Origin of the sequence: Streptomyces sp. NBC_01622 (genome assembly GCF_045209635.1) — a bacterium.
Classification (GTDB): Bacteria; Actinomycetota; Actinomycetes; order Streptomycetales; family Streptomycetaceae; genus Streptomyces.
Map to the genome: position 1 here is coordinate 10192990 of NZ_CP109293.1, position 19124 is coordinate 10212113.

A 19124-nucleotide genomic window follows, 5' to 3' on the forward strand; every position below is an offset into this window, starting at 1 on the left:
GGGGGGAGTCCTGTTCTGTACCCGAGTGCGTGAGCGTCTCGCCAACGGGGGAAAGCTGAACCGGCGTCTCACCCTGCGCATGACCGACCGTGAACGCGCCGATCTCATCGACCTGTTCGGTGACGCCGTCAATGCGAAAGGCATCCACCTTGCACGCGCCGATACCGTGCTGCGCGCCAGTCGGCACACTCTGCCGCTCCGCATGCTGATCATCGGATCCGGCGGGCCGATCCGGACGAAACGCGGCCAGGCCCGGTACCGGGCCATCGTCAAACGCGACCGCCTGATGCGAGAGCGTACGGAGACTCTGGACGCCATCGCCGATGTGCCCGAGCTGGCATTCGAATACGAGCTACTCGCGGCGCTCCCTGATGACAACAGGCGCGTACCTCCCGACGGTTCACGTGCCGCCACTTCTCACTGGATCACGTACTGTGCCGCGTTGCGGGCGGCAGCCGAGTGGTTCCGCACCGAGAGCCGCGGCTGGAGATGCAGCGAGCGTGAACTGGCAGCGCTGGCCCTCGGCGGAACCAAGACGTGGACCGATGCCGCCAAGGCCGCCTTCTCCAACCTGATCGGCCGCCCGTTCACCGAGGCCGTCCACACCAGTGACACAGGCCTGAGGATGACCGGCCCGGCCGAATGGCACCGGCAAGGCCTCGTGGCGGACCTCGCCCTCGCTGAACCCTTCATCGAACTCCCAGGCTGGACGGTCACGAGAGACGGTAGGTTCGACCTCCAGGCCTGTGGCGTCTTCCTCATCGAAAACCAGGAGACTTTCGAAGCGGTCGCCTCGCGCACCACCGTCCCCAGGAACTGGCTCTGTGTCTGGACCGAAGGATTCGCCTCCGGGGCGCTGGTTCACTTCCTGGGCAAGTGTGTGCCCGAGTCCCTGCCGATCGCAGCCTGGGGAGACCTCGACCCGCCAGGAATCGGCATCATCCTCGACCTCGCGGAAAAGAGCGGCCGCAGCATCCAGCCCATCGCCATGGACGCGGAACTGTACCGCCGCGGACGCAAACTCATGGAGGAGCCGTCGCAGCTCGAAAAGTGGTTAAACGAGGCGACGCGGCAGGCGGAAACCGTCCCGGATCACTTCAAGGACCTGGTGGCCGCGATGATCGAGCACGGAGGACTCCGCTGTGAACAAGAGGGCATGCATGAACAAGTCCTCCCGAACCTGCACCTCTGGCTGGCCGAACTGAAGTCGCTCTGAGGCTGTTCGGTTCGCAGAGGATCACAGGGCTTGAGTCAGTCTTGTGATCCTCGTTGCGCTTCGACAGGCCGACAAACTCACGACTGTGCTCGGCGCCTCCCTCACCTTTCCCGATCTCCTGACACAGGTCGGTGCCTGGCTGGCCGACACCGAGCAGACCGAAAGGACCAAGGCGGGCGCGTGACAGCCACCCGGGGGCGAGCGCGCCGTGCTCGTCCTGCGGCGTGCCGCCCCCCTCCAGTCCTGGGGTGGTCCCGCCCGATACAACCGGCGTGACACGCTGTCCCAGTCCGCCAAATCCGACATCCTCGGCCTGTTCGCCGCAGCCCAGGGCCGTCCCCGCGAAGCATCCCTGACCGACCTGCTCGGCCTGCACCTTGGCACCCGCGTCGACCAGCCCGGCACGCTGCTGCGTGACTACCACACCGTCGGCGACCACCGCGAACTTCCCATGGCCTCCGCCGAAGTCGAAGGCAAGGGCAGCAAAAGAGGACCAGCCCGCCCAACCCCTCGCTGAAGCGCTGGACCAGGCGGTCCGTCACCCCCCCGTTCCCGCTCTTCCCGGGCCGCCGCTCCTGCCCGCCCACCGGCCCCCTCAGCCTTGGCCTGCGCTCCGACGCCGACCTGCCGCAGATCCTCGGCGCCATCGACTGGCAGGCCGGAAGACACCACCGCGACCAGATCAGCACCCCCACAGTGGCGCTGGAAGCCACTGTCGAGGACTCCACCGGCGGCCACCTGGTCGACGACGTCCCCGACAGCTACGACCTCAAGACCGGCACCTTCTTCGGCCGACGCGCCTTACGACACCTGTGGATCGACATTCCCAGCGGCCACCCGGCGACCGAGAACCCGCCCGGCCTCGACCCTTTCGCCCTCCTGGGCTGGTGACAACATGCCGCATCTCTCGAAGATCGCCCTCAACCCGCGCCGCCGCAGCGCTCGGCCTGCTCGACGGGCTTTGAGGCCCCGCGCACTGACTTCGCCGCCCGCTTCCGTTTCCTGCGCAAGTCCGCCGACCTGCGATTCCGGTTGCTCGGGCCGAATCGCTGGGGGGCTTCAGTGAACTCACGGTCCGCGCGAATGAGTTCACCGTGCCGCCGTCAGGCATCCCAACCACGCGAGTGCGGGGAGCCGTTCGAGTCCGTCGTGAACAGGTCTGACTCGGCGGGAGCAACCCGGCAGGTCAAGGCGCTTGCCCTGACTGTTGAGTGATGTATCTGGGCTATGGCATCCCGGTCTGCCAGCGGTGTCTGTTGCTGTGCAGGGCCCAAGGGAAGAGAGGCGACCAACTTCAGTCTGTGGTCCATCCGGCGTGCTGCAGTTGCACGTTGCGCGCCTCGATCGTGGGGTGTTGTGACGAGTGCCGGCGGCGGATGGAAGGCATGCGGCGACGAATTGACCGCAACGGAAACCTCGGCGACTAAAACCGCCAACTAAGGGCAAATCGCACTCATGGGTGACGACTAGGATGCTGACTTTTGCTGACTTTGAGGGACTCGCACGCTTCTGACCTGCGGAAACGCCCGATGATGCAATGGTTCTGGAATTGGATCGGACGGTCCCAGGAGGAGATCGTACAGGCTCGTGAGGACTGGATGACAGGGGCACGGTTCGGTGAGGTGAAGGGGTATGACGGGGCGCCGCTTCCGGCTCCTGAACTGCCTCCGGTGGGGTTGAAGCCGCGGGGGAGAGTGCGCTGACCTGCTGGGATGCGCCGATGAGGTTGGCCAGGGCGGGAGTGCGTGCACTTCCGTCTTCGTCGCCCGGGCGGTGCCGGCGGTTACGCGAGAGCCGGGGCTAGAGGGGTCGGCGTGGGCGAGGCCTCGATTCCGTGTTGTGGCTGTGTGTGGGCGGCTGTGGCAGTCCGCTTGCTGACTTTTGCTGACTTTCCTAACGGTGCGTCAGTTATTGTCTGCTGTCTGTGGGTGGACGCCGGTGGCGGCACATGTGGCAAGTGGCTCTCTCGGCGCCTGGCTGGGTGGGAGGGGCTTCGGGGGCCTGATGGTTGGTTTGGTCGGGGACTGAGCCTGGCTGTCTCGCAGTTGGCGAGTATTAACAAGATGCGAGAACCAGGCAGGTTTCTTGGCTTGGCAGTCCTCTGACCGGCATTGAGCTTGCAGCGGGCACCTCCAGGCCCCTTGGAGACCCGGGCCTGCCGACCGCCCGAAGCCAACGCTCGACGCCATCGGTTCGCCGACATCCGAGTCACTCTGAACCGCCGGGCCACCTCCCTGTCGCTCGCCCCTGCCTCGATCAAGTCAGCTGCCGCGAAACGGGCTTGCCCGCGCCGAGCCCATTCCTGGGCCGTCAGACCACCGCCGTCGGGATGCTTCGTCCCTCCGGCTTAGCGCGGCCCACCCCAACCGCCACGAGCCGACGTATCCCACACTCTTAAAGATCTCTAGAGGGCGTCTGAAAAGCTTGTCAGCGGGCTGGGCTTGCGAGGCGGCGCACGAGGAGCATGGCCATGGACAGGTAGATGGCGTTCTCCGAGCAGACGCGCAGGTACTCGTAGTCCTTTGACAGGCGACGGCACCGACCCAGCCAGGCGAACGTCCGCTTCACCACCCAACGGCGCGGGACCACCGCGAAGAGGGGCACTGCCGGTGGTGGTGTCCCTAAGGGCTGTCCCGTAATTGATCTTGTGCGCTCCTGGTTGCCGGTCGGCCGTCCGATCAGCGGGCCTGGCGAAGATTGTGGGGCGAGCTGCCGCAACGTCAGGTTGGTCCGCCAGTACGCGGTGACCAGGAGCACCCGCTCTTCCAGCGGCAGTGACCAGGGACGCCCGCGGCGAGTTCGATCGGCGCCTTCTCGGCGCAACAGCGTGACCAGCTTTCGAAAGTCGCGCGAGCGCAACCCGGTGAACGGGGGTATCCAGGACGGCTCCGCTGCCGTGATCATTCCAGCCACAGCGGGATCTTCTCAAGGCGAACCACGCCCTGACCGCTCACATGGCCAGCGCGGCTTGCCGCGTCGACGCGGCGCTCAGGTCGTATCGCGCTTCGCGGCCGACGGAGAGGGCGGTTGCTCGTCGCGGCTCTCCGAGGTGAAGGCGTCGCGGCGAGCGAGAGTCACCGACAGAGGCAGGCCCAGCCGCTCGGCTGCGCGGCGCCGGACACGCACCTGAGCTCGGGTCCGGGGTCGGAAAGAGGGGAGCCGTGAGCAGCCGCAGCCGGGGCGGTGATCGTAGGTGAGCCCCTCCGCGAGCACAGTCGCAACGACTGACCATGCCTTCGTGTCGCGTCGCCGGGGCGCAGCAAAGTCGTAGCCAGCGAAGACGAGCTGTTCACGACAGCCAGGACAGATGCGCTTCCGGATCGGCCATGTGCTGCCTTTGAAGGAGAGCCGGCACGCGATGCATACGTAGTGCCGGAAGGCGCCGTTGAACGCGTGGTAGCACATGGTCCGAGAGGATACGCATCGTCCGCGGGCGGGCCCAACCGGATTCATAGAGCCCGATCTGGCCAGTCGGCCGCCCAGTCAGCGTCGCTCCACCACACGATGGGTGCGGACGCACAAATAGCGGGACAACCCTTACCTTCGACCAGGTCGAGCGGAATCCTCCGTCGCGGCGCTGCACGACCTCCACGGTGATGCCGGTGGCTTCCCGGGCCCAGGCGTGGAAGTCGGCGCCTCGGTAGCCCTGGTCCGCCCACCCGTGCCGAAGGCGCGGAAAGGCATCGGCGGCCCGGGAGAGCAGCACCACGGCACCGTCTCGGTCTCCGACGCTGGCCGGGCTTACGCAGGTGACCAGGACGGTGCCACGGGTGTCGACGAGCAGGTGACGCTTGACGCCGCTGACCTTCTTGCCGCCGTCGTACCCGTGCAAGCCGCCGCGTTCACTGGCCCGGACGCTCTGACTGTCCACGATGGCGGCACTGGGCGTGGGATCCCGGCCGAGCTGCGCCCGCTCGCGTTCGCGCAGCGCCGTCAACATCCGCTCCCACACACCTTCTTGCTGCCATTGCCGCCAGTAGTGATAGACCGTCTGCCACGGCGGCAGGTCATGCGGCAGCAGTCTCCAGGCACAGCCGGCCCGCAGCCAGTAAGCCAGCGAGTTGAGGATCTCCCGCCGGGCGTGTATCGCCGGTCGACCACCGGGCCTGACCGCCGGAACCAACGGACAGAGGATCTCCCACTCCGGATCGGAAAGATCCGTCGAGTAACGGGTACGCAGCCCGCACACCCCAGCCCCCGAAAGTGCGACGCCACCCCGCTACCAGGCAACTTGCCCGCTGACAGGCTTTTCAGACGCCCTCTAAAGCCTGTTCGAGAAGTCCGTGAGCGGGCATTTCCCTTGTATGTGTGGGGTGTTGAGGGCCGAGCCGGTGTGGATCGAGGTGTTCACCGGGTTGCGGGCGGAGCGGTTCGCCCGGCTGGTGCGGGCAGTGCGGGAGCGAGGTGGTGAGCACCCGAGGATGGGGCGGCCGTGGCGGCTGCCGCTGACCGAGCGGGTGCTGCTGGTGGCCGTGTACTACCGGACGAACCTGACCATGCGACAGCTGGCGGTGCTGTTCGGGGTCTGCCCGGCAACCGTGTGCCGGACCATCCAGCAGGTGGGCCCGCTCCTCTCGCTCGAGCCGGCGCCCCGCCCCGAGGGGGCGGTGGAACGGCTGTGGATCGTGGACGGCACGCTGATCCCGGTGCGCGACCGAACGGTCGCCGCCTCCAGCCGCAACTACCGCTTCTCCGCGAACGTGCAGGTCGTCATCGATGCCGACACCCGCCTGGTGGTCGCCACCGCACCCCCGGTGGCGGGCAACATCGCCGACGCCCATGCCTTTCGGGACACCGGCCTGGCCGAGGTCTGCTCCGGCACCACGGTCCTCGCCGACGGCGCCTACTGGGGCACCGGCCTCGTCATCCCGCATCGCCGCCGCGGCAAACGGCCGCTGCTGCCCCTTCAGGAAGCCGACAACGCCGAGCACCGCAAGGTCCGCGCCCGCGTCGAGCACACCTTCGCCCGGATGAAGAACTACAAGATCCTCCGTGACTGCCGGCAGCGCGGCGACGGTCTGCACCACGCCGTCCAGGCCGTCGCCCGCATGCACAACCTGGCCATGACCGCGTGATCGACAAGGACGTGCCAGTGCATCGCACTGCCCGCTCCCGGACTTCTCGAACAGGCTTTAGTCCAAGAGGGGCAACGATGGGTCTGCTGGGACTTTGTGTTCGACCAGCTGTGAGTGCAGATGCGACGCCCGTCGATGACGGGGTGCTTACCGGACGGTCTCATTGGGCTGTTCAAGGATGTCGGTGCCCGTCGGTCAGGACAAAGAACACGTCGTCGAGGTCGGGGGTGTGCACGGTCAGCTCGTCCGCGTCGATGCCGGCGGCGTTCACCCAGTCGAGGATGGCGCGCAGTTCGCGCTGGCTGCCGCCGCTGGGGATCCGCAGCGCCAATGCCTCGTCGTCCGGAGTCGCTTCGCGCAGGGCAGCGGCGGCGGACTGGTAGGCGTCCGGGTCGGTGAAGCGGAGCCGTACGTGCCCGCCCGGGATGAGTCGCTTGAGCTCGGCGGCGGTGCCCTGGGCGGCGATCCTGCCGTTGTGGAGCACGGCGATGAGGTCGGCGAGTTGGTCTGCCTCTTCCAGGTACTGGGTGGTGAGGAAGACGGTGGTACCGCTCGTGACGAGTTCGCGGATGATCTGCCACATGGTGTGGCGGCTGCGGGGGTCGAGGCCGGTGGTGGGTTCGTCGAGGAAGATGATCCGTGGGTTGCCGACCAGGGTCATGGCGAGGTCGAGGCGGCGCTTCATGCCGCCGGAGTAGGTGGAGGCGGGCTTCTTGGCGGCTTCGGTGAGGTCGAAGCGTTCGAGGAGTTCGGCGGCGGTACGGCGGCCTTCCTCCTTGGAGAGGTGGTGCAGGTCTGCCATGAGGAGCATGTTCTCCTCGCCGGTGATCAGGCCGTCGACGGCGGAGAACTGACCGGTGACACCGATCGCGGCCCGCACGGCCTGCGCGTCGGTGGCCAGGTCGTGACCGCCGATCCGCAGCTCGCCGGCGTCGGCGGTGACGAGCGTGGAGAGGATCTTGACGGCGGTGGTCTTGCCGGCGCCGTTGGGGCCGAGCAGGGAAAAGATGGTGCCGGCCGGGACGGCCAGGTCGATGCCGTCGAGGACCGTCTTGTCCCCAAAAGCCTTGCGCAGCCCGGTGGCTGAGATCGCGAGTTCCTCGGTCGTTGTCGTCATCCCGCAGAGCGTGCGGCAAGGCGCATTCAGCTCGGTTTCACCATGGTTTCAGCGCCCTAGAACTGGGCTTCGGAGGGCAATTCCTCGTTGCTTCCCTGCTGTTGCGTCTCAGGACGGCCGTCGCCTTGTTGGCGTCTTCGACGAATATGCAGAAGCTATCCTCGCCACTGACCCGTCTGCTGCGTCTGCGCTCTGGCGCAGTCTCGCGGCCAGGCAGCAGTAACCTTGACACATGTGCGGGCAGGGACAGCTTGGCGGACAATACAAGGCTGCAGATATTTAGCCCGGTCAGTGCTGGCGTCGTAGGCTTGAGTGGCATCGGCCAAGGCCAGGGCGGTGCTTCGTGGATCAGCCGTCGGCGGACTCCGTAGTGGCGGAGAAGGTCTCTGACGAACACTCAAACTCAGAGATCAAGCCCCAGGGAGCCAGGGCACCCGTTCTGCCGGGCCTGGACGTCGTTCATCGCTACGGGGGTGGCCGGCATTGTTGGCAGGGTTGTGGCCAGACGAGGCCACATTGAACCGCCTCAGGGTCGTCGGAGACTTCGGATTGTTCTGAGAGGGTGTTAAGTCCCTGCCCCTCGGTTCGTGATCTCTCGTCCGCGGTACTGAGCGGCACACGCCGGCCGTTCGGCATGTATGTGCCGGGGTTCGAGGCGTGGCGTGAGCACCGCATCCGAGCGACTTATCGGACGAGCAGTGGGTGCTGAACGAGCCGATGATCACGACCTGGAAACAGGATCGCGTGAGCCGGTCGGCGAAAGGATCCCCCGGGACCTGTGCTCTCAGGAGGTCGTGAAACGCGATCTTCTACCAGAACTGGATGGGTTGTCATCGGCGCGAGCTGTCCTATGGTCTGCTAGCCGGGTCGGCGATAGCAGATCAGAGTGCAGGCGACGGCGACGAAGGCAAGGAAGTGTTCCGACTCGCGTTCGTACCCTGGTCAGACCATCAGCGGGTACAGGCCTTGGTGATCTCTCCGGTCGCGCTGATGGCAGGTGAGAGGTCGGGGGTCTTGTCGCCGTTGTCCACGGATTCTTTCACGTTGTCCAAGGCTTTCTCCATATCGTCGATGGCTTTGAGTACGTCCTTGTCATGGTGCTGGGCACGGATGTCGTCAAGATTTTTTCTGATCCTCTCGATCGACTTGTCGGCATTCTTCGGATACAGGACTGCGTCCTTTACGGCTACTCCGAGAGTGCCGACGCTTTCAGACAATGCATCGGCGGCCCGTGCGCAGCCCACGGCATCATCCGGGCCACATGCAACAAGACCAAGCATCGCTGGGGCGCTGATCAGAGCGGCGCTGATGGCGATGAAGATGCGGTGCCTACGCACGACCATGAGAGGTTCCTCTCGGATGCAGTGGATGAACGCGCGGAAGACCTGGCTCTCGCACTCCTGAGAACGCGGGCTACCACTCCCAAGGTTGCCTGCGTCTTCCCAACTCTGCTGTGTCAGCCAGAACTTGGCCGATTCTCACGTGACCGTGGCCGGTGTGCCAAAGTGGATCCCGGCGTCCGGTGCTGGAATTCCGGCATGTCCACCGACTCACGCTCCATTCGAAGGCGTGTCCGCCGCGTTCCTCCACGAGTTCTCCGAACGGTCTTCGCCCACGCTCCAAATCTCGGCATTCACATGCAGGACTGACGGCCCGTAGGGCGATCTGTACCACCAATGATCGATCGGTGAGCCTTTTCCGAGTTGGCGGTGCTGACGGTCGGACGGCTGCTCTGGGCATTACCCGCTCTGCCCGGCTCGACTCACGACCTGACCGCCGCACGACAGCACGGGATCATCAAAGGCCTCGCTGATGCGGGACTCAAATGCAGGACGAACGAGTCATATCAAGGCGGCGACGACCCGGGACCTGTCCCGGTAGGCCAGTCTCACATGGCACGACTGCCGAGCTCAGCTGGCCAGTTGGTCCTTCCATGGCAGGCCCGTCGAGGCCGATGTCGTTCAGCAACCGCAGCGATGTCCGCGCAATGACCCCATAGTTGATCTTCACCCGCCTTGCCCCCTCTCATTTGGCGCCCTGAGACATGCCGAAGGTCCTCTGACGGTGTCAGGGGATGTAGGACTGTCCCGCCGGCGGGACAGTCCTACAGGCAAGCTCGCTGTGAACTGCCCGTCCTGGCACTGGCGTTGTCTTGACCGGCTGATCCGCTTCCGTGAACGTGGAGGTGATTCAACGACGTCAGAGGCGCAGTTGACCGAGGGGGAAACGACGTGGGACACGCCGGCATGGACGCGGACGTGGTGATCGCCGGCGCCGGGCCGACGGGCTTGATGCTCGCCTGTGAGCTGCGGCTGGCGGGTGTCGACGTGATGGTGGTCGAGCGGCTCGCAGAGCGGACCGGCGAGTCGCGAGCCGGCGGGATACATTCCCGCACCCTGGAGGTACTGGATCAGCGAGGGGTCCTGGACCGTTTCCTGGCGGTCGGCGAACTGACGCCGGTGGCTCACTTCTCCGGGCTCTGGCTGGATCTCGACGGATTCGAGTCCAGATACCCCCACCCACTGATGCTCCCTCAGTCCTCCATCGAGCGGCTGTTGGAGGAGTGGGCCGCCGAACTCGGTGTACGCGTGCGCTGGTCGTCCGAGGTGAGTGGGATCCGCCAGGACGAGGCCGTCGTAGAGGTCGAACTGCGTACGGCGGAGGCGGCGCCTGCGACGCTGCGCGCCCGTTACCTCGTGGGCTGTGACGGAGGGCGCAGCACGGTGCGCAAGCTGTCAGGCATCGACTTCCCCGGCACTCCGGCGACGATGACCGCGCTGCTCGGCGACGTCGAACTCCCCGATCTGCCCGAGGAGTACATCTTCATGCGGCGCTGTACGGGCGGCCACTTCTCGGCGATCGCCTTGGAGCCGGGCTGGCACCGGGTGTTCACATCCGAGTACGACCACGTCGCGGATCGCGACGAACCCGCGACGTTCGAGCAGCTCCGGGAATCGCTGGTCAGGCTCGCGGGCACGGACTTCGGCATGCACAACCCCAAGTGGATCTCACGGTTCGGCGACGCCGCACGGCAGGCTTCCCGGTACCGGGAGGGCCGAGTGCTGCTTGCGGGCGATGCGGCCCACATCCACTACCCGGCCGGCGGGCAAGGGCTGAACGTGGGAGTGCAGGACGCGGTCAACCTTGGCTGGAAGCTCGCCCTGGTGGTGCGCGGCCAGGCGCCGGAGAGCCTGCTGGACAGTTACCACGCCGAGCGTCACCCCGTCGCGGAGCGCGTTCTGCACAACACCCGGGCACAGGCGGCTCTGGTCCGCCCCGGCGCTGAGACGGACGCGCTGCGCGATGTGTTCGGCTCGCTCCTCGAGTTCGACGACGTCAACCAGTTTCTCGGCGGCATGATCACCGGACTGCACATCCGGTACCCGGTCGACGGCGACCATCCGCTGGCGGGCCGTCGAGCCCCCGACGTCGATCTCAAGACGCCTGATGGCGACACCTGGGTCTACGAGCTGCTGCACGCCGCCCGTCCCGTGCTGCTCGACCTGCGCGGCAGCGCCGAAGTGGCGGCGGTCACTGACGGCTGGGCCGATCGCGTCGACCTCGTGGAGGCGCGGAGCGAAGACGACAGCTGGCCCGTCCCTGTCGTCGGGGAGATCCCCCCTCCCGCCGCGCTCCTCATCCGCCCCGACGGCCATGTCGCCTGGGCGACCGCCGTCGGCGACGCACCCGACATCTCAGCGCTCCGGACCGCCCTCGCGACCTGGTTCGGCCCCGCCCAAGAGGGGTGAGGGATCGCCTGAACTGACGGGTTCACGATGCCGGCGGAGATGCTGTGGTCGTCTCGGCGCCCGGAGCGTGCCCCAGTGGACGAGGCGGGCTCCAGTGAGTTGGAAGCTGTCCGGCGTGGCCGTTCCCTCGGGCCGCCCGGTCCTGCACCGGCTCAGCCTCTTCGACTCCTGAGCCGGTCGGTCACGGCGCTCGCGCGTACCGTCGGGCGTGCTTCTGTTCGTTTGTTCGGGCCGGTCAGAGCGGGTTCACGCGGTACATCGGGAAGTACGACCCGATCCTGCCGTTCGCGTAGTCGTCGGCCAGCTCGGGCACCCGGTCGAAGTCGTAGACCACGTCCGATCCCTCCGGCGCTATCCATCCCTCGGCCTCCATGAAGTCACGGATTCCCGGCGAGTCGGGCAGTCGCCACACGTGCGTGTTCACATGGATGTGCCGGGCAATGGATTCGGCTCCCCGCAGATGCGAGAGACGCATCCCCGCCTTCCAGCCGCACGTGGTGACGACCCCTTCGCGGGCCAGGGCACTCAGGGTGACGTCGTACAGAGGCTCGCCGATGTTGTCCACGAGGATCGCAACCCCGTAGCCGTCGCTGAGGTTCTTGACGACGTCCAGGAAGTCCGCGACCGACGTCCGGCGCCGCTGGTGCCGGTCCCGGTCCGTCCGTTCCTGCCGGGTGGGCAGCGAGAGGTCGGGGAAGCGGCGGCGATCCACCGGAGTGATGCCGTTCTCCCGCAGGAAGGCGACACGCTCCTCCGAACCCGCCGCCATCGCCACGCGGAACCCGGCCCGTTTGGCCAGCATCAACTCGGCGAAGGCGACGCCGCCGCCCCACCCGAACACCAGGTGGTTCGCCGGATCGTCGTCGGCCACCTGCGTCCGCCAACACCCGTACGCCTTCTGCCAGTTGTCCCAGGCAGTGAAGTACCGCCCGTATGCGGCCCATTGAGGTAGCGAGTACGCCGTGTCGTCCGGGAGCCGCAGGAGCAGCCGTACGTCCAACTTGGTCCGCTCGGCCAACAGGCCGATGGTGCCGGGACAGTCGTAGGCGTAGGCGAGTTCGGCGTACTCGAAGCGGTCGAGCCTCCCGAACGGCATGAGCAGACACAGGTCCCCTTCCCGGACCTGGACGTCCTGCCCCGCGTTCACCTTGAGGACGCGCACCACACCCAGGTTGCCGAGGACCACCGCGTCCTCACCTCGACTGCTGCACACGTCGATCGGCGAACGGGTCAGCGCGTGATCCATGTTCGCCTCCCAGGAGCCGATGATCGGCTCCACCAGTGCTTCACCCTCGTCCAGCGGGCCGAAGGTGAAGCGCTCGCGTTGCAGCGTGCCGGCGGTTCCGCCGTCGTGAGGGCCGGCGAGCGCACCGGAGCGCAGGACCCAGGCTTGCGGTGAGTAGATGACAACCTCCGGTGATCGAGCGCGTTCGCGGATTCAGGCGAGGTCAGGGGGCCGTGACGGCCGGTACCCGGTAGTCCACCGAGACACCGCCCCACGCCTCACCGGCGCCGTAGGCCACGGCCCCGAGCCGTCCCGCGGCGGGGAGGGAACCGGCGTCCAGTTCCTCGGCGAAGGCTAGCGGGATCGAGGCGGACGACGTGTTCCCGGAGTTCTCGATCCGGTTCACGAAGGGCACGCCGAGATGGGTGGTGAAGCCGCGGATCTGTTCCAGGATGCGGCCGTTCGCCTGGTGCCCGACCAGGACGGTCGGTGCGGGTCCGTTGTCGAAGAGGTACTGCGCAGACTCTGACATGCGGCGCACGGCGCGGTCGTACACCTGCATCCCGTCCAGATGGATGCCGCCCGCGTCCGTCTCCCGCATGAGCGCCTCCTGAGAGCCGTCGCAGCCGGCGACCTGGCGGAAGCCCGAGAACTCCGCGCGGTGCTCCAGCAGGACGGCCGCGGAGCCGTCGCCGAAGATGCACGCCGTCTGCCGGTCCGTGCGGTCGACCATCCGGGACATGGCCTCCACCGAGCAGACCAGGACCGAGCGCGCCTGTCCGACGTCGCAGAGCGAGAGCCCGGTGACCAGCCCGTAGACGAAGCCGCAGCAGGCCGCGTTCATGTCGAAGGCCAGCACCGAGGGCCCCAGTCCGGCGAGTTGTGCCACTTTCTGCGCCATGCCCGGGATGCGCTGCTGCCCTGAGGTGCTGACGACGACCAGGGCGTCGATCGAGGCGGGGTCGTCCATCCTGGTCACGATCGGCGCGCAGGCCTCCGCAGCCACCTCCGTCAGCGGGGTCTCGTCCGGCAGCCAGGAGCGCGCCGCGATACCACTGCGGCGTCGGATCCAGTCGTCCGTGAGACCGATCGACGCGAAGTGGTCGTTGTCGATTCTCCGGCCCGGTTTCGCGGTGGCGATGTCGACGATGCCCGCGCTCATCCCTGGCTCGCCAGCTTCACGAAATAGGTGCTGAAGTCACTCAGGAAGGCGAAGCCCGCGGTCTCCCTCAGATCGCCCTTGACCTGAAGCTCGCGCTCCAGCTGTTGGTGCAACTCGACCAGGTCGAGGGAGTCGAGGTCGAGGTCGGCGACCGGCCGGGCGAGGTCGTCGGGGCCCAACGACGGGTCGCGCTCGCGCAGTTTGGCCAGCATGGCGTCCGCGATACGGCTTTCGATGTCGCTCATGTGCCTTCTCCGTTCACGTGACGGGATCTGTGGATCGCGGGGCGAGGGGAGGCTGGTCGGCCGCCAACTGGTACAGCACGTCACCGGACTTGAGGATCGTGCCGGCCGTCGCGGAGTGGGCAGTGACCCGTCCATCGCGCTCCGCCACGATCTCCGTGCTGGCCTTGTCGGTCTCGACGACCGCGACGACGTCTCCCCGCTCGACCCGGTCGCCGACACCGGCGACCCACTCGATCAGCAGGGCCTCACCGAGGCCGTGCCCGAAGCCGGGAACACATATGTCCACGGGGGAGTCGCTCACTTCGTCATCACCAGCACCTCGTCCTTGATCTCCTGCACACCGATCATGTAGTCCTTCTCGAAGTTCGCCGGGGGCTGGGCACGACGCTCGGGCGCCAGCCGGTGGACCGGGCCCCGGAGCGCGTCGAAGCCGCGCTCGGCCACCGACGCGGCGATCTCCGCACCGATGCCGACGTCCTTCGCCCCCTCGTGCACGATCAGCAGCCGCCCGGTGCGGGCGACGGACCTCAGGACCGTGTCCATGTCGAGCGGGGCCACCCAGCGCAGATCCACCACCTCGACGTCGACATCGGGGCCGAGCGAGTGCGCCGCCTCCAGCACCTCGTGGGTGATCGCGCCGTACGTGGCGATCGTCAGGTCCGCGCCACGCCGTACGACCCGGGCCGCGGTCGGTGTCCTCGCCGGCTCGGGGTCCCGTGAGGGTGTGTCCCGCCGCCAGTACAGGCGGATGGGCTCGTACATCACCACGGGCGAGCCGAGCGTGACCGCGTACCGCAGGACCTGGGCGGCGTCCTCGCCCGTGGAGGGACACGCCACCGAGATCCCGGGGACACGTGCGAAGAGCGCCTCGTTGGACTCGCTGTGGTGCTCGATGCCCCGGAACCCGCCCGCGGTCGGGATCCGCACCACCAGACTGGGGCTGACCTGACCGTTCCACCGGACACCGATCCGGGCCGCCTGGGTCACCAACTGGTTCACCGCGGGATAGGTGAACCCGTCGAACTGGATCTCGCACACCGGCACCAGCCCGCTCATCGCCATGCCGACGGCCTGGCCCACGATGGTGGACTCGGCCAGCAGCGAGTCGCGCACCCGGTCCGCACCGAACCGCTCCCTGAGACCGCGGGTCACCCGGAACACGCCGCCCAGACGTCCGATGTCCTCGCCGAGCAGCAGCAGCCTCGGATCCTGTTCGAGCAGGTCGGCGAGGGTCGAGTTGATCGACTCCGCCAGGCCGACGGACCGCACAGTGCTCATCCCACGTACTCCTTCGTCAACCGCTCGCCCGACTCCCGCACTTCGGCGTCGACGGCGTCGAACCATGCCGTGTCCACCAGGCCCAGACCGCTCAGCCTGGCCGCGTACGCGGTCACCGGGTCCGCGGCCCGGGTCCGCGCGATGTCGTCGGCGCTGCGGTACAGCTCCTGGGCATCAGACGTCGTGTGACCCTGGATGCGCCCCACCTGGATCTCGACCAGATAGGGTGCCCGCTCTCCACGGATATGGGCGGCCGCCCGGGAGCAGGCCGAGAAGACGGTCTCCGGGTCGCTGCCCGGGACCCGCACGGACTCGATCCCGAAACCCCGGGCGCGCTCGGCAACTGAGGTGCGCATCTGCTCCTCGGCCGGTTTCGAGATGGCCCAGCCGTTGTTCTGGCAGACGAACAGCACGGACGCCGACTCCACGGCGGCGAGGTTCATCGCCTCCGACATGTCGCCCTCACTGGTGGCGCCGTCGCCTATGTACACGACGACGAAGTCCTCGCGTCCCTGCAGCCGTTGCCCGATCGAGTAGCCGACCGCGTGCAGTGTCTGTGCGGCCAGGACCATCGTGTAGGGGAAGAACCGCAGCCGGTACGGGTCCCATCCGCAGAACGTGCGGCCGGCCCACTGGGAGAACAACTCCTCCGGTGTCACGCCACGAAGGAGGGCGACCGCGTGCTCGCGGTAACTGGGAACGACGGTCGGGTCCGGGCCCACGGCGAGCGCGGAACCCACCTGTGCGGCCTCCTGCCCCTGGCAGGACGGCCAGAGGTCGAGCGCGCCCTGTTTCTGGAGCCGACGGGCTTCCTCGTCGATGCCGCGCGCCACCAGCATGTGGCGCAGCAGCAGCCGTCGTGTGTCGTCGTCGGGTTCTGTTTCACACCCATACTCGGATGCGTACTCGGATTCTGACTTCAAGACCATTGATCACCAGTCGCAGGTTCGTCGATGAGCTTTCTGTCGTCATGTAATCGACTGCGCGCGCTCTCGATTGCCTAGGCGGCGAGGATATTGGCTGAACCCGAATTCGAGCAGACTTATTCACGGGTTACTGGCTGGGTCATGGTGGCACAGAACTCCAATGGGACACAGGCTCGGACGGGCGCCCAGGAGTTCAGCGATTCTGCTGCTCTTGCGGCATTGACGGTCGCGTCCTACGGTCCCCTACCGTGGCATCAGCGATCCAGGGTGTCCGCGGATGCCGGGTGTCCCGTCGACGGGACAACGCCGATCGGCGACCTGTCCGGCCCTGGCGATTTCCCATCTCGAGTCACCCCGTTTTCCCATCCCGAGTCACCCCGTGACCGTTAAGGACGGTGGCAGTGAGCACGAACCCCTTCGACGACGAGAACGGCCGCTTCTACGTCGTGGTCAACGACGAGGACCAGCACTCCCTTTGGCCGGTATTCACCGAGGTACCCGGAGGCTGGCGGGTGGTCTTCGGCGAGGCGGGCAGGGCCGAGTGCCTTGAATACGTCGAGCAGAACTGGACCGACCTGCGCCCGAGGAGCCTGCGGGAGGCCATGGCGGCGGACTGAGCGCCGGCCGGAATCCTCGGAGGAGTGGATCACGTTGTCCGTGCCCCACATGTACCGAGAGTTCGATGTGTACGCAGACGAACGCTCTGGTCGGGAGACGAAGATTGTGGGGGGCGTCCTGTGAGGACCGTGAGCAGTCACGAGACCGGACCGGTGGGAACCACTGGTGAGGCCACGCGGAACGATGTGGTTCTGCCCTTTGTCGGGAACCAGGCAAAGGTGCAGAAATCGGGAGTGATCTTCCCGCGGGACCTGTCGCAGCAGTCCTGGGAGCGGATCGGGGCCAGCCTGCGCGAACTCACGAACTCCACGGCCTGGTGGCTCGCCGACTGGTTGATCTTCGGTGAGACCACCTACGGGTTGCGGCGCTACCGGGAGGCAATCGAGAGAACAGGGCTCGACTACCAGACCTTGCGCAACTACGCGTGGGTGGCTCGGCGGTTCGAGCACCACCGCAGGCGGGACAGCCTCAGCTTCGCCCACCACGCCGAGGTGACCCGCTTGTCGCCACCGGAGCAGGACTACTGGCTGCGCAAAGCCGAACAGGAGAAGTGGTCGCGCAACGAACTCCGCAGAGCGGTTCGCGCCGGCCTGGCCGAGCAGGGTCACCAGATCGACATCCCCCCGAGCAGTGGCGGCGATGAGCAAGAGACATCCCAGCTGCCGGAGCCGGCCGGAGCGGACAAGGGTCGGCGGAAGGCCACCACGCTCACCATCGAACTGTCCGACGGCCAACTGGACTACTACTCGAAAGTGGCTGCCGCGCACGGTCTGCCCGTCGACAAGTGGGTGACCCAGGTGCTCGACGCCGCCGATCGGCACACCGCCTAGAAAGCACACCGCCCAGAGGTGCCGGACAAGCCGCGTTCCCGTGGTGCGTCGACGGCTCGCCCGATCGGACCCCCGTCATATCGGAGTCAGTAGATGATCCTTCAGGGAAAACGGGTTGACCTGCCCTCGACGCCCGTCGTCCACAAGCAGTTCGAGGCGCACGCGCAAACGACCCCCGACGCCGCTGCCGTCGTTTGTGCCGGACAGCGAGTGACCTACGCGGAGCTGGATGCGAAGGCCAATCGGTTCGCGCACTTCCTCATCGCGCGTGGACACGGCCGAGGTGCCAAGGTCGGCATCTGCCTCGACTACTCGATCGACATGGTCGTCACCGTCCTCGGCACCCTGAAGGCGGGCGCGGCCTACATACCGTTCGACCCCACCTACCCGACGGCCCGCCTCAAGCTGCTGCTCGGGCAGATCCCCGACCTCGCCCTGATGGTGGCCTCCCCGACAACGGCCGCACTGGTGGAGTCCGCGGACGTCGACGTCGTCACCCCGGACGAGCTCTCCGGCGAACTCGAAGGTCTCCCGGTGACTGGTCCCGACGTCCCGGTCGCCGGGGACGACCTGTGCTACGCGGTCTTCACGTCCGGCTCGACCGGTACCCCGAAGCTCACAGCGATACGGCACGAGGCCTGGTACAACCTGCTCAACTGGCTGGTGCTCGAATACGGCCTGCACAGCGGCTCGCACAACCTGGTCGTCAGCGCGTTCGGCTTCGACCTCTCCCAACGCAGCCTGATGACACCGCTGTTCTGCGGCGCCACCCAGTACTTGATGGCGAGCCGCAACTTCGACGCCGCCATGGCCTACCGGATGCTGACCCGGCACGAGATACGCACGGTGCACTGCGCGTCGAGCACGCTCTACCTGCTCGTGGACTGGGAGACCGCACGCGGCGGCGAGGCACTCACAGGGCTGGACTACGTACTGTTCGGCGGGGAACCGCTGCACGTCGAACGGATCGCGGACTGGGCCCGACGCGAGGGAAACAGGTGCACCCTCCTGCACCAGTACGGTGTCGCCGAGTGCACGGACGTCGCCTCGTCGTACGACCTCGCCGGCCACCGGCCTGGCGAACACGACATCGCACCCGTCGGCAGACCCGTCCACAACACCGACATCCACGTCCTCGACGAGCGGATGCAGGGCGTCGGGGCGGGGGAGTACGGCGAGATCTGCATCTCCGGCACCAGCGTCGGCGCGGGCTACCTGGGCGCCACCGGCCCCGAGTCCGAGCGGTTCACCACCTTGATGGTCGACGGCTTGCCGCGCCGGCTCTACCGCACGGGCGACCGAGGCCGGGTGACCGAGGCCGGTGACCTGGTCGTCGCCGGCCGGATGGACGCGCAGGTGAAGGTGCGCGGCATGCGCATCGATCCCACCGACATCGAGCGCGCGCTCGGCCGACTGGCCGGGGTCCGGCAGGCCGCCGTGGTGATCCGGTACACGGACTCCGGCGAGGCCGAGCTGATCGCGTTCGTCGTCCCGGCGGGGGAGCGGCTCGACGAGACCGACGTGCGCACCCGCCTCCTGGAGACGCTGCCGCGGAACATGGTTCCGGCCAGAGTCATCAATATCCCGCTGATTCCGTTGAGCCCGCACGGGAAAGCGGACCGCGCGGCTCTCGTCGACACATTCCGGAAGCAGTACGCCGACAGTGCCGCATCGGGATAGCCG

At 67.1% G+C, this 19124-nt stretch carries 20 protein-coding genes and 3 pseudogenes; 11 read left to right on the forward strand and 12 right to left on the reverse strand.

Annotated elements, in window-relative coordinates; genetic code table 11:
• Positions 1-25 precede the first annotated feature (25 nt).
• The 5 genes and pseudogenes from OH768_RS47155 to OH768_RS47175 form a co-directional block, all read left to right on the forward strand.
• The gene (locus OH768_RS47155; RefSeq protein ID WP_406463158.1) at positions 26-1216 is read left to right on the forward strand and encodes a Wadjet anti-phage system protein JetD domain-containing protein; all 1191 of its coding nucleotides are present in this window, start codon (positions 26-28) and stop codon (positions 1214-1216) included.
• A 43-nt stretch (positions 1217-1259) separates the two neighbouring features.
• Positions 1260-1400 carry a hypothetical protein gene (locus OH768_RS47160; protein WP_406463160.1) on the forward strand — a complete coding sequence of 47 codons (141 nt, stop codon included), beginning with the start codon at positions 1260-1262 and terminating at the stop codon, positions 1398-1400.
• 24 nt (positions 1401-1424) lie between these two features.
• On the forward strand, positions 1425-1733 hold the full coding sequence (gene cas5e / locus OH768_RS47165) for a type I-E CRISPR-associated protein Cas5/CasD (protein ID WP_406463161.1): 309 nt from the start codon (positions 1425-1427) through the stop codon (positions 1731-1733).
• On the forward strand, positions 1730-2107 hold the full coding sequence (locus tag OH768_RS47170; protein ID WP_406465720.1) for a hypothetical protein: 378 nt from the start codon (positions 1730-1732) through the stop codon (positions 2105-2107). The genes cas5e and OH768_RS47170 overlap by 4 nt, the downstream gene beginning before the upstream one ends.
• A 650-nt stretch (positions 2108-2757) precedes the next feature.
• Positions 2758-2919, forward strand: a pseudogene (locus OH768_RS47175) (pirin family protein); the annotation flags it as partial.
• Between the two features lie 80 nt (positions 2920-2999).
• Here OH768_RS47175 and OH768_RS47180 read toward each other — a convergent pair.
• From OH768_RS47180 to OH768_RS47195, 4 genes and pseudogenes are all read right to left on the reverse strand, one after another.
• Positions 3000-3530, reverse strand: coding sequence for a helix-turn-helix domain-containing protein (locus OH768_RS47180; protein WP_406465722.1), 531 nt, complete (start codon positions 3528-3530; stop codon positions 3000-3002).
• Positions 3531-3643: 113 nt separating this feature from the next.
• Positions 3644-3934 carry a transposase gene (locus tag OH768_RS47185; protein ID WP_406465724.1) on the reverse strand — a complete coding sequence of 97 codons (291 nt, stop codon included), beginning with the start codon at positions 3932-3934 and terminating at the stop codon, positions 3644-3646.
• A pseudogene (locus OH768_RS47190) lies at positions 3917-4129 on the reverse strand (IS5/IS1182 family transposase); the annotation flags it as partial. The pseudogene OH768_RS47190 and the gene OH768_RS47185, both read right to left, overlap by 18 nt.
• 376 nt (positions 4130-4505) lie before the next feature.
• Entirely contained in the window at positions 4506-5405 is a 900-nt protein-coding gene (locus OH768_RS47195; protein WP_406463163.1) for an IS5 family transposase, read from the reverse strand.
• A gap of 115 nt (positions 5406-5520) precedes the next feature.
• Between OH768_RS47195 and OH768_RS47200 the strand changes: the two genes are divergently transcribed.
• Positions 5521-6291, forward strand: coding sequence for a transposase (locus OH768_RS47200; protein WP_406463165.1), 771 nt, complete (start codon positions 5521-5523; stop codon positions 6289-6291).
• A 172-nt stretch (positions 6292-6463) separates the two neighbouring features.
• On the opposite strand, the gene OH768_RS47205 is transcribed toward OH768_RS47200, so the two are convergent.
• Together OH768_RS47205 and OH768_RS47210 are read right to left on the reverse strand one after the other, a co-directional pair.
• Positions 6464-7408 (reverse strand): ATP-binding cassette domain-containing protein, encoded by a 945-nt coding sequence (locus OH768_RS47205; RefSeq protein WP_406463167.1) that lies wholly within the window; start codon positions 7406-7408, stop codon positions 6464-6466.
• A gap of 950 nt (positions 7409-8358) precedes the next feature.
• Positions 8359-8751, reverse strand: a complete 393-nt coding sequence (locus tag OH768_RS47210) for a hypothetical protein (RefSeq protein WP_406463169.1) — start codon at positions 8749-8751, stop codon at positions 8359-8361.
• Between the two features lie 378 nt (positions 8752-9129).
• Here OH768_RS47210 and OH768_RS47215 point away from each other — a divergent pair.
• Together OH768_RS47215 and OH768_RS47220 are read left to right on the forward strand one after the other, a co-directional pair.
• Positions 9130-9261: pseudogene (locus tag OH768_RS47215) on the forward strand (IS5/IS1182 family transposase); the annotation flags it as partial.
• Between the two features lie 378 nt (positions 9262-9639).
• On the forward strand, positions 9640-11157 hold the full coding sequence (locus tag OH768_RS47220; RefSeq protein WP_406463170.1) for an FAD-dependent monooxygenase: 1518 nt from the start codon (positions 9640-9642) through the stop codon (positions 11155-11157).
• Positions 11158-11392: 235 nt separating this feature from the next.
• Here the strand turns inward: OH768_RS47220 and OH768_RS47225 are convergent, their stop codons facing one another.
• The 6 genes from OH768_RS47225 to OH768_RS47250 all read right to left on the reverse strand — a co-directional run bounded on the left by OH768_RS47225 (position 11393) and on the right by OH768_RS47250 (position 15990).
• Positions 11393-12436: a zinc-binding alcohol dehydrogenase family protein gene (locus OH768_RS47225; protein WP_406463172.1), complete on the reverse strand. Its 1044-nt coding sequence runs from the start codon at positions 12434-12436 to the stop codon at positions 11393-11395.
• Between the two features lie 169 nt (positions 12437-12605).
• A complete protein-coding gene (locus OH768_RS47230) occupies positions 12606-13544 on the reverse strand; it encodes a ketoacyl-ACP synthase III (protein WP_406463173.1) in 939 nt (312 codons plus the stop codon).
• Positions 13541-13789, reverse strand: coding sequence for a phosphopantetheine-binding protein (locus OH768_RS47235; protein WP_406463175.1), 249 nt, complete (start codon positions 13787-13789; stop codon positions 13541-13543). Before OH768_RS47235 ends, OH768_RS47230 begins: the two co-directional genes overlap by 4 nt.
• Positions 13790-13802: 13 nt before the next feature.
• Entirely contained in the window at positions 13803-14090 is a 288-nt protein-coding gene (locus OH768_RS47240) for a biotin/lipoyl-containing protein (RefSeq protein ID WP_406463177.1), read from the reverse strand.
• The gene (locus OH768_RS47245; RefSeq protein ID WP_406463178.1) at positions 14087-15067 is read right to left on the reverse strand and encodes an alpha-ketoacid dehydrogenase subunit beta; all 981 of its coding nucleotides are present in this window, start codon (positions 15065-15067) and stop codon (positions 14087-14089) included. The genes OH768_RS47240 and OH768_RS47245 overlap by 4 nt, the downstream gene beginning before the upstream one ends.
• A complete protein-coding gene (locus OH768_RS47250; protein WP_406463180.1) occupies positions 15064-15990 on the reverse strand; it encodes a thiamine pyrophosphate-dependent dehydrogenase E1 component subunit alpha in 927 nt (308 codons plus the stop codon). The genes OH768_RS47245 and OH768_RS47250 overlap by 4 nt, the downstream gene beginning before the upstream one ends.
• A 404-nt stretch (positions 15991-16394) precedes the next feature.
• Here OH768_RS47250 and OH768_RS47255 point away from each other — a divergent pair, with 404 nt between their 5' ends.
• The 3 genes from OH768_RS47255 (at position 16395) to OH768_RS47265 (ending at position 19121) form a co-directional block, all read left to right on the forward strand.
• Positions 16395-16610 (forward strand): MbtH family protein, encoded by a 216-nt coding sequence (locus tag OH768_RS47255; RefSeq protein WP_329263138.1) that lies wholly within the window; start codon positions 16395-16397, stop codon positions 16608-16610.
• 234 nt (positions 16611-16844) lie between these two features.
• Positions 16845-17441, forward strand: a complete 597-nt coding sequence (locus OH768_RS47260; RefSeq protein WP_406463182.1) for an LmbU family transcriptional regulator — start codon at positions 16845-16847, stop codon at positions 17439-17441.
• Positions 17442-17534: 93 nt separating this feature from the next.
• The gene (locus OH768_RS47265; RefSeq protein WP_406463184.1) at positions 17535-19121 is read left to right on the forward strand and encodes an amino acid adenylation domain-containing protein; all 1587 of its coding nucleotides are present in this window, start codon (positions 17535-17537) and stop codon (positions 19119-19121) included.
• Positions 19122-19124: the final 3 nt, after the last annotated feature.